The sequence below is a fragment of the Isoptericola sp. NPDC055063 genome, from assembly GCF_053608125.1.
This window is the reverse complement of sequence record NZ_JBSGUW010000004.1, coordinates 94,047-109,656: the sequence shown is the minus strand read 5'-3', so window position 1 is coordinate 109,656 and position 15,610 is coordinate 94,047. Positions and strand designations below refer to the sequence as shown.

General features: G+C 73.5%; 11 protein-coding genes. 9 read left to right on the top strand and 2 right to left on the bottom strand.

Annotation, left to right across the window (positions count from 1 at the left end; translation table 11 throughout):
* Positions 1-100: 100 nt before the first annotated feature.
* From ACWF41_RS06225 to ACWF41_RS06205, 5 genes are all read left to right on the top strand, one after another.
* On the top strand, positions 101-1,438 hold the full coding sequence (locus tag ACWF41_RS06225; protein WP_380321917.1) for an extracellular solute-binding protein: 1,338 nt from the start codon (positions 101-103) through the stop codon (positions 1,436-1,438).
* A complete protein-coding gene (locus ACWF41_RS06220; RefSeq protein ID WP_380321889.1) occupies positions 1,435-2,388 on the top strand; it encodes a carbohydrate ABC transporter permease in 954 nt (317 codons plus the stop codon). The genes ACWF41_RS06225 and ACWF41_RS06220 overlap by 4 nt, the downstream gene beginning before the upstream one ends.
* Positions 2,385-3,314: a carbohydrate ABC transporter permease gene (locus tag ACWF41_RS06215; RefSeq protein ID WP_380321886.1), complete on the top strand. Its 930-nt coding sequence runs from the start codon at positions 2,385-2,387 to the stop codon at positions 3,312-3,314. The genes ACWF41_RS06220 and ACWF41_RS06215 overlap by 4 nt, the downstream gene beginning before the upstream one ends.
* Positions 3,311-6,394, top strand: a complete 3,084-nt coding sequence (locus ACWF41_RS06210; RefSeq protein ID WP_380321883.1) for a glycoside hydrolase family 2 TIM barrel-domain containing protein — start codon at positions 3,311-3,313, stop codon at positions 6,392-6,394. Before ACWF41_RS06215 ends, ACWF41_RS06210 begins: the two co-directional genes overlap by 4 nt.
* 193 nt (positions 6,395-6,587) lie before the next feature.
* On the top strand, positions 6,588-7,742 hold the full coding sequence (locus ACWF41_RS06205; RefSeq protein WP_380327177.1) for a ThuA domain-containing protein: 1,155 nt from the start codon (positions 6,588-6,590) through the stop codon (positions 7,740-7,742).
* Between the two features lie 55 nt (positions 7,743-7,797).
* Here ACWF41_RS06205 and ACWF41_RS06200 read toward each other — a convergent pair whose 3' ends face one another.
* Both ACWF41_RS06200 and ACWF41_RS06195 read right to left on the bottom strand, forming a co-directional pair.
* The gene (locus ACWF41_RS06200) at positions 7,798-9,510 is read right to left on the bottom strand and encodes an ABC-F family ATP-binding cassette domain-containing protein (protein ID WP_380320861.1); all 1,713 of its coding nucleotides are present in this window, start codon (positions 9,508-9,510) and stop codon (positions 7,798-7,800) included.
* A gap of 221 nt (positions 9,511-9,731) precedes the next feature.
* Complete coding sequence (locus tag ACWF41_RS06195) at positions 9,732-10,751, bottom strand: LacI family DNA-binding transcriptional regulator (RefSeq protein ID WP_380320864.1); 1,020 nt, start codon at positions 10,749-10,751, stop codon at positions 9,732-9,734.
* Positions 10,752-10,839: 88 nt separating this feature from the next.
* Between ACWF41_RS06195 and ACWF41_RS06190 the strand changes: the two genes are divergently transcribed.
* The 4 genes from ACWF41_RS06190 (at position 10,840) to ACWF41_RS06175 (ending at position 15,609) form a co-directional block, all read left to right on the top strand.
* Complete coding sequence (locus ACWF41_RS06190; protein ID WP_380320867.1) at positions 10,840-11,214, top strand: L-rhamnose mutarotase; 375 nt, start codon at positions 10,840-10,842, stop codon at positions 11,212-11,214.
* Positions 11,215-11,399: 185 nt separating this feature from the next.
* Positions 11,400-12,581, top strand: coding sequence for an L-rhamnose isomerase (gene rhaI / locus ACWF41_RS06185; protein WP_380320870.1), 1,182 nt, complete (start codon positions 11,400-11,402; stop codon positions 12,579-12,581).
* Positions 12,578-13,546 (top strand): alpha/beta hydrolase fold domain-containing protein, encoded by a 969-nt coding sequence (locus ACWF41_RS06180; RefSeq protein WP_380320873.1) that lies wholly within the window; start codon positions 12,578-12,580, stop codon positions 13,544-13,546. Before rhaI ends, ACWF41_RS06180 begins: the two co-directional genes overlap by 4 nt.
* Positions 13,543-15,609, top strand: a complete 2,067-nt coding sequence (locus ACWF41_RS06175) for a bifunctional aldolase/short-chain dehydrogenase (protein ID WP_380320876.1) — start codon at positions 13,543-13,545, stop codon at positions 15,607-15,609. The genes ACWF41_RS06180 and ACWF41_RS06175 overlap by 4 nt, the downstream gene beginning before the upstream one ends.
* The last annotated feature ends 1 nt before the right edge of the window (position 15,610 follow it).

Genomic DNA, 15,610 nt, shown 5'->3' with positions numbered 1-15,610 from the left:
GGTGACCGACCGGTCAGCCAGCACTGTTAACGTGACCACCCTCACACGCAAGCCCGAGGCACCTGCCCCGGGCGACGACGTCACGACGAAGTGGGGACGGATGCGAGAGGTCACGAGACGGGAGCTCCTCGGCCTGGGGCTCGCCGGGGGAGCGGCGGCGGTGCTCGCCGGCTGCGCGACGCCGGGCACGACGTCGGTCAACGCCCAGCCGGTGGTGCCGGCGGCGGCCGGGGAGAAGGTCACGCTGACGTACTGGGCGTGGCTCAAGGACCTGCAGAAGGTCGCCGACATCTGGAACGCGAAGCACCCGGACGTCCAGGTGGAGGTGGCCTGGATCCCGGGCGGCAACTCCGGCGGCTACCAGAAGATGTACTCGGCCCTCGCGGCCGGCGGCGGGCCCGACCTCGCGCAGGTGGAGATGCGCACGGTGCCCGAGTTCATGCTGGTCAACGGCCTGGTCGACCTGGAGCGCTACGGCGTCTCCGAGCACGCCGACAAGTTCGACGAGACGCTCTGGAACCAGGTCAGCTTCGCGGGCGGCGTGTACGGCATCCCGCAGGACTCCGGGCCGGTGGGCATGTACTACCGCCCCGACCTCTTCGAGCAGGTCGGCGCCGACGTCCCCACCACGTGGGCGCAGTGGGCGCAGGTGGCGCCCGCTTTCCGCGAGGCGGGCATCTTCATCGACGCGTTCCCGCTGGACGACACGTCGGTGTTCGCCGCGCACGCGATGCAGGCCGGCGCCACGTGGTTGCGCAGCTCCGACGACGGCTGGGTCATCGACATGGCCGACGAGACGACGCTCGACGTCGCGCGGTTCTTCGACAAGGCCATCGACGACGACCTGGTGACGACATCGGCCAACCCGTACTCGCCCGGCTGGTTCGCCGCCGCCGCCGACGACAAGATCGCGTCCCTGGTGAGCGCGAGCTGGGGCGACGCCCTGCTGGAGGGCGTGAGCGGCGCCGAGGGGAAGTGGCGCGTGGCGCCTGCCCCGCGCTGGGACACGGGCTTCGGGTCGTCGTTCATCGGCGGCTCGACGTCGGCGGTGCTCGCGAACAGCAAGCACCCGAAGGAGGCGATGGAGTTCGCCGTCTGGATGAACACGGACCCCGAGGGCATCGACGCGATGATCAAGTACTCGGGCATCGGCTGGTCGCCGGCCCGCGACTACATCGGTGCCGCGCGCGAGGAGCCCAGCGAGTTCTTCGGCGGGCAGCGGTACAACACGGAGGTCTTCCAGCCCGCCACGAAGGAGCAGAACCCCGACTGGCAGTGGTGGCCCATCACGCAGCAGACGTTCAACATCCTCGGCGACGGGTTCCGGCGCAAGGCCACGGGCGGCACGCTCGTGGACGCCGTCGTCGCCGCGGAGGCGCGGACCATCGAGGTGTTCCGCCAGAAGGGCCTGACGATCCGGAAGGCGGAGGACCGATGACCACCCAGACCACCACGCCCACCACCCGGGCCCCGGGCGCGCCGGCGCCGTCGAAGACGAAGCGCGGCACGGCCGTGGGGCGCGCCCCCTGGATCCTCGTCGGGCCGTTCCTCGTGCTGTTCCTGCTGACGTTCGTGCTGCCGATCCTCGTGGCGATCGGGCAGAGCTTCACCACCGTCACGCGGGCGGGGCTGTTCGGCGAGGAGGGCGTCACCACCGGGTTCGCCTGGTTCGAGAACTACCGGATCGCGCTGGAGGACGGGAACTTCATCGCGTCGATCTGGCGGATGCTGCTGTTCGGCGTCGTGCAGGTGCCGGTGATGATCGTCGCGGCGACGGTGCTGGCCCTGCTGCTGGAGTCGGCGTCGGCGCGCTGGCCCGGCTTCTTCCGCGCCACCTACTTCATGCCGTACGGCATCCCGGGCGTCATCGCGACCATCCTCTGGTCGTTCCTGTACGTGCCGGGCCTGAGCCCGATCATCGACCTGACCGAGACGCTGTTCGGGTTCACGCCCGACTTCCTCGGCGCGGGCACGGTGCTGTGGTCGATCGCGAACATCGTCACCTGGACGTACGCGGGCTACAACATGCTCATCATCGTGGCGCAGCTCAAGGCGATCCCGCCCGAGCTGTACGAGGCGGCGCGCGTCGACGGCGCGGGCCCGTGGCGCACGGCGTGGAGCGTCCAGCTCCCGTTGATCCGGCCGGCGCTGGTGCTCACCACGGTCTTCTCCATCATCGGCACGCTGCAGCTCTTCGCGGAGCCGCAGCTGCTCAAGACGGTCTCGCCGGCGATCGACTCGCAGTACACGCCGAACCTGTCGGCCTACACGACCGCGTTCGCCTACAACGACTACAACGTCGCGGCCGCCCAGTCGGTGCTCATCGCGCTCGTCGCGTTCGCGCTGTCGTTCCTCTTCCTCCGGCTGACGAACAGGAGCTCGCGATGACCGCCACCGTGTCCACTCAGCCCGCCTCCACGCCGCCCCTCGGCACCCGCGCCGCGGCGCGGGCCGCCGCCCCGGACCGCGGGGGTCGCCGTCCGGCCACGCGGATCCTCGTCACCGGCATCCTCGTGGTCGTCGCGATCTACTTCCTGGTGCCCGTCTACTGGGTGGTGGTCGCCGCGACGAAGACGACGGACGACCTGTTCGCGACCAACGGCTTCTGGTTCGGGAGCTCGTTCGCGCTGTTCGACAACCTCGGCGCGGTCCTGACGTACGACGGCGGTGTCTTCGTGCGCTGGTTCGCCAACTCCGTGCTGTACGCCGGGGTGGGCGGGCTGATCGCCACGTACCTCGCGGCCGCGGGCGGCTACGCGCTGGCCAAGTACCAGTTCCGGGGCCGCAACCTCATCTTCGGGCTGGTGCTCGGCGGCGTGCTCGTGCCCGGCACGGCCACCGCGCTGCCGCTGTTCCTGCTGTTCAGCCAGCTCGGCCTCGCGAACAGCTACTGGAGCGTGCTGATCCCGTCGCTCGTGTCGCCGTTCGGCTTCTTCCTGTGCCGCATCTACGCCGACGCGACCGTGGACTCCTCGCTCGTCGAGGCGGCCCGCATCGACGGGGCGGGGGAGCTGCGGATCTTCCACACCATCGGCCTGCGGATCATGACGCCCGCACTGGTCACCGTGTTCCTGTTCCAGCTGGTCGGCATCTGGAACAACTACTTCCTGCCGCTGGTGATGCTGAGCGACCAGAAGCTGTACCCGATCACCCTCGGGCTCAACAACTGGCGCAGCCAGACCGACCGGCTGCCCGAGTTCTACGAGCTCACCACCGGGGGCGTGCTGCTCTCGGTGATCCCCCTCGCCATCGCCATGATCGCCCTGCAGCGGTTCTGGCGCGGCGGACTGACGGAAGGTGCTGTCAAGGCATGACCCTGCTCTCCCCGCTGCCGCACGAGTCCACCGTCCCCGCGTCGGGCCGCGTCGAGCCGCCCCGCGCGGCGCTGACCAGCGACGCGCCCCGCCGGTCCCTCGAGGGCGCCTGGGCCTTTCGGCTCCTCGCCGGCGTCCCCGGCGCCCCGGGCGCCCACGGCGTCCTGCCCGCCGGCGAGGCGCCTGCCGACTTCGCCCGCCCCGGCTACGCGACGTCGCCCGACGCCGGCTGGGGCGAGATCCCCGTCCCCGCGCACTGGGTGCTCGAGGGCGACGGCGCGTACGGCCGCCCGATCTACACGAACGTGCAGTTCCCCTTCCCGGTGGACCCGCCGCACGTGCCCGACGAGAACCCGACGGGCGACTACCGCCGCGAGGTCGACGTGCCGGCGTCGTGGACCGAGGGCGGCCGCGTGCTGCTGCGGTTCGACGGCGTGGAGTCGTTCTTCACGGTGTGGGTGAACGGCGTCGAGGTGGGGTCGGCGTCGGGCAGCCGTCTGGCGCACGAGTACGACGTCACCGAGGCCGTGCGCCCGGGCGCCAACACGGTCGCGGTGCGGGTGGTGCAGTGGTCCGCCGCGAGCTACCTCGAGGACCAGGACCAGTGGTGGCTGCCCGGCATCTTCCGCGACGTCACCCTGCTGCACCGGCCCGTCGGGGCGCTCGACGACGTGTGGCTCGACGCCGACCTCGTCCCCGGGTCCGACCCGGCCACCGGCGAGGGCACCCTCGTGCCCGAGGTGCGCGCCGACGGCGCGGCGTTCCCCGTGCGGCTGCGGGTGCCCGAGCTCGGGGTCGACGTCGTGTGGGCGACACCCGAGGACGTCGCGCCCGTCGCGGTCGGCGCCGTCGAACCCTGGTCGGCCGACGTCCCGCGCCGCTACGAGGCGACCGTGGCGTCGACGGGCGAGACCGTGAGCCTGAAGGTGGGCTTCCGGCGTGTCGAGATCGTCGGCGACCGGCTGCTCGTCAACGGGCGGCGGGTGGTCTTCTCCGGCATGAACCGGCACGAGACCCACCCGGACCGGGGCCGCGTCTTCGACGAGGAGCACGCCCGGGCCGACCTGCTGCGGATGAAGCAGCACAACGTCAACGCGATCCGCACCAGCCACTACCCGCCGCACCCGCGCGTGCTCGACCTGGCCGACGAGCTGGGCCTGTGGGTGATCCTCGAGACCGACCTCGAGACGCACGGCTTCGGCGACGGCGACTGGGTGGGCAACCCGAGCGACGACCCGGCCTGGCGCGAGGCGTACCTCGACCGCGTGCGGCGCACCGTGGAGCGCGACAAGAACCACCCGAGCGTCGTGCTGTGGTCGCTGGGCAACGAGTCGGGCACCGGCAGCAACCTCGCTGCCATGGCCGAGTGGGTGCACCACCGCGATCCGTCGCGGCCCGTGCACTACGAGGGCGACTACGCGGGCGAGTACACCGACGTCTACTCGCGGATGTACTCGACGGTCCCGGAGACGGCGTCGATCGGGAGCGGCGACCTGTCGCCGCTCCTCGGCTGCAGCGTCGCCGACTCCGCCCGCCAGCGGTCCAAGCCGTTCCTGCTGTGCGAGTACGCGCACGCCATGGGCAACGGCCCCGGCGCGCTCGACCAGTACCGCGAGCTCGTGGACACCCACCCGCGGCTGCACGGCGGGTTCGTCTGGGAGTGGCGCGACCACGGCCTGCGCACCACCGCCCCGGACGGCACCGAGTTCTTCGCCTACGGCGGCGACTTCGGCGAGGTGGTGCACGACGGCAACTTCGTCATGGACGGGATGGTGCTGTCCGACGACACCCCCAGCCCCGGGCTGACGGAGTTCGCGCACGTCGAGCGACCCGTCGTCGTGCGGCCGTCCGGCGGGCCCGCGTCGGGCAGGGTCGAGGTCTGGAACCGCCGCCACACCGCGGGCACGGGCGACCTCGTGCTGCGGTGGCGGGTCGAGCACGACGGCGCGGTCGTGGCCTCGGGCGAGACCGATGCCGGCCCGGACGGGACGCCCGTCGCCGCGGGGGAGCGGGTGGAGGTCCGGCTGCTCGACGTCGCGGCCCTGCCCACCGCGGCCCCGGGCGCCGAGGTGTTCCTCACCGTCGAGCTCGCGCTGCGCGAGGACGCGTCGTGGGCGGACGCCGGGCACGTCGTCGGGCGCGACCAGTGGCCCCTGCCGACGCGGGCGGCGAGCCGCACGGCGCGCCGGTCAGGCGTGGCGCTCGCGGACGCGCCGGTCGCGTTCCGCGGCCCCGAGCTGGTCGCCCTGGCCGGGGCGGACGTGTCCGCGCCGCGCCTCGAGCTGTGGCGGGCGCCCACGGACAACGACCGCGGCGCCGGGATGGGCAGCTACGACGCGGCCGACCCGACGGCGCTCCCGTGGCGCGGCGCGCCCGCGCCGTCGGTCGCCGACCGGTGGCGCCGCCAGGGCCTGGACCGGCTCACCCACCGCACCGTCGCCGTCGAGGAGTCGGCCGACCGGCTGCGGGTGCTGCGCAGGGTGTCCGCCGCCCAGAGCCGGCGGACGATCGACGTCGAGGAGACGTGGACCGCCGAGCGCGCCGCCGACGGCGCCGTCGAGGCCGTGCTGCGCGTGGTCCTCACGCCCGACGACCGGTGGGACGACGTGTGGCCGCGCGTCGGCGTCCACCTGGCGCTGCCGACCGACGTCGACGGCGCGGAGTGGTTCGGCCTGGGGCCGCACGACTCGTATCCGGACGTGCGCTCCTCGGTCGTGGTGGGGCGGCACCGGGCGGGCCTCGACGACCTGCGCGTGCCGTACGCGCGGCCGCAGGAGTCGGGCCACCGCTCCGAGGTGCGCGACCTGGTGCTGGCGCGCGACGGGCGCCCGTGGGTGCGGATGGCCGCCGCCCGCGACGCCCGCGGCCGCCTGCCCGGCTTCACGCTGGCCCGGCACTCCGCGCACGAGCTCGCCGCGGCCGCGCACCCGCACGAGCTGCCCGTGCCGGAGCGGCACCACCTGTACGTCGACGCCGCCCAGCACGGCCTGGGCTCGCGCGCCTGCGGCCCGGACGTCTGGCCGACGGCGATGCTGCGCCCGCAGGCCCGGACCCTCGAGCTGCGCTGGCGAGCCCTGTGACGCTGTGAGCGGGCGTTTGGCCCTGTTTCGCGACCGGGACAGGGCCAAACGCCCGCTCACAACATCAGCTGTGGCGCCCTTCCGGCGCGTCACGACCGACTAGTGATCGCCGATCGGGTGACTTTTGTCGACGATCGACGTTTCTCGCGCTAGGTTGAGCGGGCCAGATCAGCTGCGTGCGCAAAGGAGCGTCATGAGCATCCGTTTGAAGGCACCTCTCACCCGGCGCGTCGGGGCGGTCGTCGCGACCGCGGCCCTCGGCGCCAGCCTGGCGGCGGCAGCACCCGCCGTCGCCGCGGACGACGACTACAAGATCCTCGTCGTCGGCAAGACCCTCGGCTTCCGCCACTCCCACATCGACGACACCACGCACGCGCTCATCGACCTCGGCGCGGAGCACGACTTCACCGTCGACGTGTGGGACCCGCCCAACAGCTCGGCCGGCTGGTGGGGCTCGGGCTCGCCCGGCCAGCCCGACCTCACGATGTCCTCCACGCCGTTCACCAGCCCGGAGAACCTGGAGCAGTACGCGTCGATCGTCTTCGTCTCGCCCGTGGACAACACCAACAGCCTCGACCCCGCGCTGCCGCGCCTGCTCGACGACGGCGAGCTCGCCGCCCTGCAGGGCTACGTGCACGACGGCGGCGGCGTCGTCGGCATCCATGCCGCCACCGACACCATGCACACCTCCAGCTGGTTCACCCAGCTCATGGGCGGCGGCGCCCGGTTCCGGAACCACCCCGCGCAGCAGACCGCCACGATGCGGGTGGAGAACGCGGCGCACCCGTCGATGGCCGGGGTGCCGCTCGAGTGGTCGCGCTTCGACGAGTGGTACAACTACACGCTCGACCCGCGCGGTGACGTGCAGGTGCTGCAGACGCTCGACGAGTCCACGTACACCGGCGGCACGATGGGTGCGGACCACCCGATCGCGTGGTGCCAGAACTTCGAGGGCGGGCGCTCCTGGCACCAGGGCGCCGGCCACGTCGACGCCGCGTGGACCGACGACACGTTCCTCTCGATGGTGCTGAGCGGCATCGAGTGGACCGCCGGCCGCGTCAGCGGCGGCGGGGACTGCGTGACGTTCGGCGAGGTCGACGGGCTCGTGTCCGCGCTGCCCACGGCCACCACGCGCGACGCCGTCGCCGTGGCGCAGCTGACGACCCGCCTCGACGCGGCCGAGGCCGCCGCCGACGCCGGCGACCGGGGCACCGCGCTGCGGCAGCTGCGCACCGCCGAGAAGCTCGCCGGGGCGCTCGTCGCCGACGGCGACGCCGCCGACGTCCTCGCCGGCAAGATCGCCGACCTGTCCGCCTGGCAGCAGGGGATCGTCGCCGCGGGCGCCTGAGCCCGCCGGGCGCGGGGCCACGCCACGACGGCGCGGCCCCGCGCCCGTCCTCGCGTCAGGCGGTGTCCTCGACCACCCTGCCGCCGTCGAGCGCGAGGCGCCGGCCGCGGAAGCGCCCGCGCACCAGGCGGTCGTGCGAGACGAGGACGAGGGTGCCCCCGAACGCCGCGAACGCGCGCTCCAGCTCCTCGACCAGCGCCGGCGACAGGTGGTTGGTCGGCTCGTCGACCAGCAGCACGTCCGTGGTCGTCGTGACGACCCGCGCGAGCTCGAGGCGCGAGCGTTGCCCCTGGGACAGCTCGCGCACCGGGCGGGGCAGGTCGTCGGGGCGGAACAGGCCCGTCGCGAGGAGCGCCTCCGCGTGCTCCTCCAGGTCGCCGGGGCGGCCGGCGGCGAAGCCGTGCAGCACCGTGCGGCCGTCGTCCGAGGCGAACACGCCCGTCTGTCGCAGATACCCGATCGCGCCCGCGGTCCGCGCGGATCCTGCGTCGGGCAGCACGTCGCCCGCGATCACCCCCAGCAGCGTGCTCTTGCCCGCGCCGTTCGGCCCGGTCACGAGCACGTGCTCGCCGCGGTCGATCACGAGCCGGTCCACGACGAGGCGCGGCGCGGCGAGCCGACCGTGCACCACGACGTCGGTCAGGTCGACCGACGCCGAGGCCGCGTCGCCTCCCGCACCGAAGACGTCACGGGAGATGTCCGTGCCGACGACGTCCATGCCCGCGACGTCAGCGGTGGCGACGTCGGTGCGGAACTCCGCCCGGTCGGCGGGCCGCTCGGCGGGGTCCTCGGTGAGGCGGCGCACGCGCTCCTTGGCGTTGCGGACGCGGCTGGTGGCGCCGTGGGTGCGCGCTCGCGACCGGAACGCGCCCGACCCGAACGAGGCCATCGGCAGCTTGCGCGGGATCTGCTCCATCGCCTCGACGTTGGCGTCGACGAGGCGTCGCTGGCGCGCGACGTCGGCCTGCCACCGCTCGTACGCGAGCCGGAGCCGCTCGCGCTCGGTCTCCTTCGCCGCGAGGTAGCCGGCCCACCCCGTGCCGTACCGGCGCGCCCGCCCGCCGTCGAGCTCGACGAGCGTCGTGGTGAGGTCCGCGAGGAACGCCCGGTCGTGGGTGACGGCGACGACGGTCCCGTCGTGCGACCGCAGGCGCTCCGTGAGCCAGTCGAGGGCGTCGTCGTCGAGGTCGTTGGTCGGCTCGTCGAGGAGCAGCAGCTCCGGGTCCGCCGCGAGGGTCGCGGCCAGCGCGAGGCGGGAGCGCTCGCCGCCCGAGAGCGTACCGAGCGCACGGCCGCGGTCCAGGCCGGGCAGGCCCAGGCGGTGCAGCGCCACGTCGACCCGGCGGTCCGCCCCGCGCCCGTCGCGCGCGTCGAACCGCGCGGTCAGCTCCGCGTACCGGCGCAGCGCGCCGTCGAGGGCGGCGCCGTCGAGCGCGCCGAGCCCGTCCTCGAGCGCGGCGACCTCCGCCGCGAGGGCGCGGACGTCCGCCAGCACGTGGTCGATCGCCTGCGCGACCGTGCGGTCGGGCGGGAGGTCGAGCGTCTGCGGCAGGTAGCCGAGGCCGCCGGGCGCGCGCACCAGGCGCGTGCCGTTCTGCGGCTCCAGCGCGCCGGCGACCACGGCCAGCAGGGTGCTCTTGCCGGAGCCGTTGTCGCCGACCACTCCCACCCGCTCGCCGGGGGAGATGGTCAGGGAGAGGCGGTCGAGCACTACCCGGTCGGCGTAGCGCAGGGTGATGTCGGTGAGGGTGAGCTGTGACGGGTCCACGGTGGGGACTCCTTCCGTCGCCGGGGGTGGCCGTGCAGGACGGCGGACGCGCGGACGCCGGCGCGGAGCGGTGCTGTCGGACCTGCTCGACGCGTCGGCGCGGGGGTGCTCACAGGGTTCCCATCGCCGTGCACCCTACGGACCCGGCGGCCGGGCCGCGAGGTGATTTCCCGTCACGCCTCTGGGGCGGGCACGCCCTCGACGGTGACGGAGGCCCGCGCTCAGCCGACGCCGGTGGTCGACTCGCGCACGACCAGCTCGGGCTGGAACGTCACCTGCTCCACGGTGTCGTCCGGGTCGAGGAGGAGGTCCGCCGCGCGGTGGCCGAGCTGGTGGGTGGGTTGGCGCACCGACGTCAGCGGCGTGGCGAGCTCGGCGGCGAAGTCGACGTCGTCGTACCCGACCACGGCCATGCCCGACGGCACCGGCACCCCCGCCGTCCGCAGCGTGCGCAGCGCGCCCAGCGCGGTGAGGTCGTTCACGCACATGGTGGCGGTGGGCCGGTCCGCGAGGGCGAGGACCTGCTCGACGCCGGCCTGGCCGCCGTCGGCGTTGAGGGTGGCGACGGTGACCTCGACGAGCGCGTCGCCGGGGTCGAGGCCCAGCTCGACGAGCGCGTCGCGCAGGCCCTCGCTGCGGTCGGCGCACTGGCGGATCGTGTGCGGGCCGTTGAGGAAGGCGATGCGCTCGTGGCCCAGCTCCACGAGGTGGCGGGCAGCGGCCGCGGCGCCCGCGCGGTCGTCGACGGCCACCGACGACAGGGTCTCGACGGGCGACGGCCGATCGAGCAGCACCACCCGCACCCCGCGCTCGCGCAGCGTCACCAGGTGCTCGACGTCGTCCGTGGCCGGCACCACCATGACGCCCTGCACGCCGTGCTCCTCGAACAGGCGCAGGTAGCGGGCCTCGCGCTCCGGGTTCTCGTCGGAGCTGGCCAGCATGAGGGTGTGGTCCGCCTCCTCCAGCCGGTCCTCGATGCCGCGGGCGACGTCGGTGAAGAACGGGTTGGAGATGTCGAGCACGATGGCGCCCGCGGTCGTGAGAGTGCCGGCGCGCAGCTGGCGGGCCGAGCCGTTGGGCACGAAGGCCAGGTCCTCGATCGCGGCGAGGACGCGCTCGCGGGTGCCGGGGGAGACCCGGTCCGGGCGGTTGAGCACGTTGGAGACGGTGCCGACCGACACCTGGGCCTGGCGCGCGACGTCGCTGATCGACGCGCGTCGGCGGGGGGCGGTCGTCGTCATCTGCTGCTCCTCGTGGTCCGGGCGCTCGTCACGCCTGGGTCCAGCGTAGAGGCGTCCGGGTGTGGGCCGACGTTGCTACGTTCATCGTATGAACCGATTCACGGATGACGGTGCGACGACGCACGTCTGCTTCGTGTCCCGGGTGCGGCGCGACCGCCTCGACGAGTACCGGGCGGCCCATGCCGCCGTCTGGCCCGAGATGCTGGAGGCCCTCGCCGAGACCGGCTGGCACGACTACCGGTTGTTCCTCGGCGCCGACGGGCTGCTGGTCGGCGTCCTGCGCACCGACGACTACCAGCGCGCGCAGCGAGACATGGCGGCCCGCGAGGTGAACGAGCGCTGGCAGGCGGCCATGCAGGGGTTCTTCGAGCCCTCCAAGGGGCGGCCGGACGAGGGGTTCGTGCTGCTCGAGGAGGTGTTCCACCTGGAGTCGCAGCTCGACGCCGCCCGCAGCGCCGGCTGACCCGCGCAGTTGTCAGGACCAGGGTCATGGATACCTGCTCCTGGTCCTGACAGGTCGCGCGGGCGGTTGCGGGGGCGATGGCCGGTCCTGAGCGGACGGTTGACGGCGCGCCGTCGAACGCCTACGTTATGAAACGATTCAAAGCGTTACGGCACCGCGCGAGGGAGCGCGGACGAGGAGGAGACATGACGGCGACGACGCCCGTGCTCGACGCACGGCTGCGCAGGGCCCTCGGCGAGCAGACCATCGAGCTGCCCTCGTGGGCGTTCGGGAACTCGGGCACCCGGTTCAAGGTCTTCGGCACGCCCGGGACGCCGCGCGACCCCTACGAGAAGATCGCCGACGCCGCGCAGGTGCACGCCTTCACCGGCGTCGCGCCGCGCGTCTCGCTGCACGTCCCGTGGGACCTGGTCGACGACTTCGGCGACCTGGCCCGGCACGCCGAGGAGCACGGCGTGAGCATCGGGATGATCAACTCGAACCTGTTCCAGGACGACGCCTACAAGCTCGGCTCGCTCACGCACTCCGACCCGGCCGTGCGCCGCAAGGCCGTGGCCCACCACGTGCAGTGCATCGACGTCATGCGCGCCACGGGGTCCCAGGAGCTGAAGATCTGGCTGCCGGACGGCACCAACTACCCCGGGCAGGACTCCATCCGCGCCCGCCAGGACCGGCTCGCCGAGTCGCTGGCGGAGATCTACGCGGAGCTCGACGACGACCACCGCATGGTGCTCGAGTACAAGTTCTTCGAGCCGGCGTTCTACCACACGGACGTGCCGGACTGGGGCACGTCCCTGCTGCACTGCCTGGCCCTCGGGGAGAGGGCGAAGGTCGTGCTGGACACGGGCCACCACGCGCCCGGCACCAACATCGAGTTCATCGTGGCGCAGCTGCTTCGCCAGGGCCGCCTCGGCGCGTTCGACTTCAACTCCCGCTTCTACGCCGACGACGACCTCATGGCCGGCGCCGCGGACCCGTTCCAGCTCTTCCGGATCATGCACGAGATCGTGGAGGCCGACGCGCTGCGCCCGGAGTCCGGGGTGAACTTCATGCTCGACCAGTGCCACAACGTCGAGGACAAGATCCCCGGCCAGATCCGGTCGGTGATGAACGTCCAGGAGGCCACGGCCAAGGCGCTGCTCGTCGACGCCGAGGCCCTCGACGCCGCGCAGCGCGCCGGCGACGTGCTCGGCGCGCACGGCGTCCTCATGGACGCGTACAACACGGACGTCCGCGGCCTGCTCGCGGACCTGCGCGCGGAGCAGGGCCTCGACCCCGAGCCCATGCGGGCGTTCGCGGCCTCGGGCTACCTGGCGAGGATCGCCGCGGAACGCGTCGGCGGGCGGCAGGCAGGATGGGGCGCATGACGACCGACACCACCGACACGAGCACGGCGACGTCCCAGGTCACGACCGCGGACCGCGTGCTCGACGGCCCGCACGGCGACCTGCGGGTGCGGGTCTACACGCCCGGCGCCCCGACGGGCAGCACGCCGGTCGCCGGCCTCGTCTGGGCACACGGCGGCGGCTTCATGCACGGCGACCTGGACATGCCCGAGGCCGACGGTGTCGCCCGCCGTCTGGCGGAGGCCGGCGTGCTCGTGGTCAGCGTCGACTACCGGCTCGTCGCGTCGTTCGACGACGCCGCCGTCGACGGCGCGCCCGTGCGCGGGGACGGCGTGCGCTTCCCGGCGCCGTCCGAGGAGGTCGCGTTCGCGTTCGGGTGGGCCCGCGCGGCCGGCCTCGGCGTGCCCGCGGACCGCTGGTCGATCGGCGGCGCCAGCGCGGGCGGCAACCTCGCGGCCGGGGCGTCGCTGCGGCTGCGCGACGCCGGCACGCCGGTGCGCAGCACGCTGCTCGCGTACCCGGTGGCGCACCACGAGCTGCCGGCGCACTCCGCCGAGCTCGCGGCCAAGGTGGCGGCGATCCCGGGCGGCAGCTTCCCGCCCGCGCAGGTCCGGGCCATGAACGACAACTACCTGGGCCACCGCGACGGCCCGACGTCGCCGTACGCGTTCCCCGGCGGCAGCGGTCCGGACGCCCTGCGCGGGCTGGCCCCCACGTTCGTCCTCACCTCCGACCACGACGGCCTGCGTTCCATGGGCGAGGCCTACGCGGCGGAGCTGGCCGCGGCAGGCGTCGACGTCCTGCTCGTCCGCGAGGACGGCACCACCCACGGCCACCTCAACCAGCCCGAGCACCCCGGCTGCGCGCGCAGCCTCGCGCGCATGACCGCGTGGCTCACGGTGGACGCCCTCGTCGGCGCCCCGCACGAGCCGGCCCCGGGCATCCACCGAGACCTCTCCCGACCCGCACCCGGAGCACGCCGATGACCCACCCGACCGTCGCCGCCCTCGTCGCGCGCTCGAACCGCCTCGGCGCCGACCCCAGGAACACCAACTACGCCGGGGGCAACACGTCCGCGAAGGGGACCGAGCGGGACCCGGTCACCGGGCAGGACGTCGAGCTGCTGTGGGTCAAGGGCTCCGGCGGCGACCTCGGCACCCTCACCGAGAAGGGCCTCGCCGTCCTGCGCCTCGACCGGCTGCGCGCGCTCGTGGACGTGTACCCCGGGGTGGACCGCGAGGACGAGATGGTCGCCGCGTTCGACTACTGCCTGCACGGCAAGGGCGGGGCCGCCCCCAGCATCGACACGGCCATGCACGGCCTGGTCGACGCCGCGCACGTCGACCACCTGCACCCCGACGCGGGCATCGCGATCGCGACCGCGGCCGACGGCCCGGAGCTCACGCGGACGATCTTCGGTGGCAAGGTGCTGTGGGTGCCGTGGCGCCGGCCCGGCTTCCAGCTCGGCCTCGACATCGCGGAGCTCAAGGCGGCGCACCCCGACGCGATCGGCACCGTCCTCGGCGGCCACGGCATCACCGCGTGGGGCGACACGGCCGAGGAGGCCGAGGCGAGCTCGCTGTGGATCATCGAGACGGCGGCGGCCTACATCGCGGAGCACGGCGCGCCGGAGCCGTTCGGCCCCGCCCTCGACGGCTTCGCCGCCCTGCCCGAGGCGGAGCGGCGCGCCAAGGCCGCCGCGCTCGCCCCGCACCTGCGCGCCGTCGCCTCCCACGACAGACCGCAGGTGGGGCACTTCACCGACGCGGACGTCGTGCTCGACTTCCTGGCGAGCGCCGAGCACCCGCGCCTGGCGGAGCTGGGCACCAGCTGCCCCGACCACTTCCTGCGCACCAAGGTGAAGCCGCTGGTCGTGGACCTGCCGGCCACCGCGACGGTCGAGGAGATCGTGGAGCGGCTGCCCGCGCTGCACGAGGCGTACCGCGCCGACTACACCGCCTACTACGAGCGCGGCGCCGCCGAGGCCCACGCCCGGGGCGAGGAGCCGCCCGCGATGCGCGGCGCCGACCCGGCGATCGTGCTCGTGCCAGGCGTCGGCATGTTCTCCTACGGCGCGGACAAGCAGACCGCGCGCGTGGCGGGGGAGTTCTACGTCAACGCGATCAACGTCATGCGCGGCGCGGAGGCCCTGTCGACCTACGCCCCGATCGACGAGTCGGAGAAGTTCCGCATCGAGTACTGGGCGCTCGAGGAGGCGAAGCTCCGGCGCAAGCCGAAGCCGAAGCCGCTCGCCACCCGCATCGCCTTCGTCACCGGCGCGGCGTCGGGCATCGGCAAGGCCATCGCGACCCGCCTCGCCGCCGAGGGCGCGTGCGTCGTCGTGGCCGACCTCGACCTGGAGAAGTCCGAGGCGGCCGCGACTGAGATCAACGAGATGCTCGGCTCCACCGACGTCGCCGTCGGCCTGGCGGCGAACGTCGCCGACGAGGCCGCGGTGCAGGCGGCGCTGCGCGACGCCGTCCTCGCGTTCGGCGGCGTCGACATCGTCGTGAACAACGCGGGCCTGTCGCTGAGCAAGTCGCTGTTCGACACCACCGAGGCGGACTGGGACCTGCAGCACGACGTCATGGCCAAGGGCTCGTTCCTCGTGGCCAAGAACGCCGCGCGCATCCTCGTGGACCAGAAGCTCGGAGGCGACATCGTCTACATCTCGTCGAAGAACTCCGTGTTCGCGGGCCCGAACAACATCGCGTACTCGGCCACCAAGGCCGACCAGGCGCACCAGGTGCGGCTGCTGGCCGCCGAGCTCGGCGAGCACGGCATCAAGGTCAACGGCATCAACCCGGACGGCGTGGTGCGCGGGTCGGGCATCTTCGCCTCCGGCTGGGGCGCCAACCGCGCCAAGACGTACGGCATCGAGGAGCAGGACCTGGGGGCGTTCTACGCCCAGCGCACGCTGCTCAAGCGCGAGGTGCTGCCCGAGCACGTCGCGAACGCCGTCTTCGCGCTGTGCACGCCCGCCTTCTCGCACACCACCGGCCTGCACGTGCCCGTCGACGCGGGCGTGGCGCAGGCGTTCCTGCGGTGAC

Excerpts from the sequence above, each read along its gene's own strand:
- ACWF41_RS06205 (WP_380327177.1), top strand. The coding sequence starts at position 6,588 with ATGAGCATCCGTTTGAAGGCACCTCTCACCCGGCGCGTCGGGGCGGTC.
- ACWF41_RS06210 (WP_380321883.1), top strand. The coding sequence starts at position 3,311 with ATGACCCTGCTCTCCCCGCTGCCGCACGAGTCCACCGTCCCCGCGTCG.
- ACWF41_RS06180 (WP_380320873.1), top strand. The coding sequence starts at position 12,578 with ATGACGACCGACACCACCGACACGAGCACGGCGACGTCCCAGGTCACG.
- rhaI (WP_380320870.1), top strand. The coding sequence starts at position 11,400 with ATGACGGCGACGACGCCCGTGCTCGACGCACGGCTGCGCAGGGCCCTC.
- ACWF41_RS06195 (WP_380320864.1), bottom strand. The coding sequence starts at position 10,751 with ATGACGACGACCGCCCCCCGCCGACGCGCGTCGATCAGCGACGTCGCG.
- ACWF41_RS06215 (WP_380321886.1), top strand. The coding sequence starts at position 2,385 with ATGACCGCCACCGTGTCCACTCAGCCCGCCTCCACGCCGCCCCTCGGC.
- ACWF41_RS06175 (WP_380320876.1), top strand. The coding sequence starts at position 13,543 with ATGACCCACCCGACCGTCGCCGCCCTCGTCGCGCGCTCGAACCGCCTC.
- ACWF41_RS06225 (WP_380321917.1), top strand. The coding sequence starts at position 101 with ATGCGAGAGGTCACGAGACGGGAGCTCCTCGGCCTGGGGCTCGCCGGG.
- ACWF41_RS06220 (WP_380321889.1), top strand. The coding sequence starts at position 1,435 with ATGACCACCCAGACCACCACGCCCACCACCCGGGCCCCGGGCGCGCCG.
- ACWF41_RS06190 (WP_380320867.1), top strand. The coding sequence starts at position 10,840 with ATGAACCGATTCACGGATGACGGTGCGACGACGCACGTCTGCTTCGTG.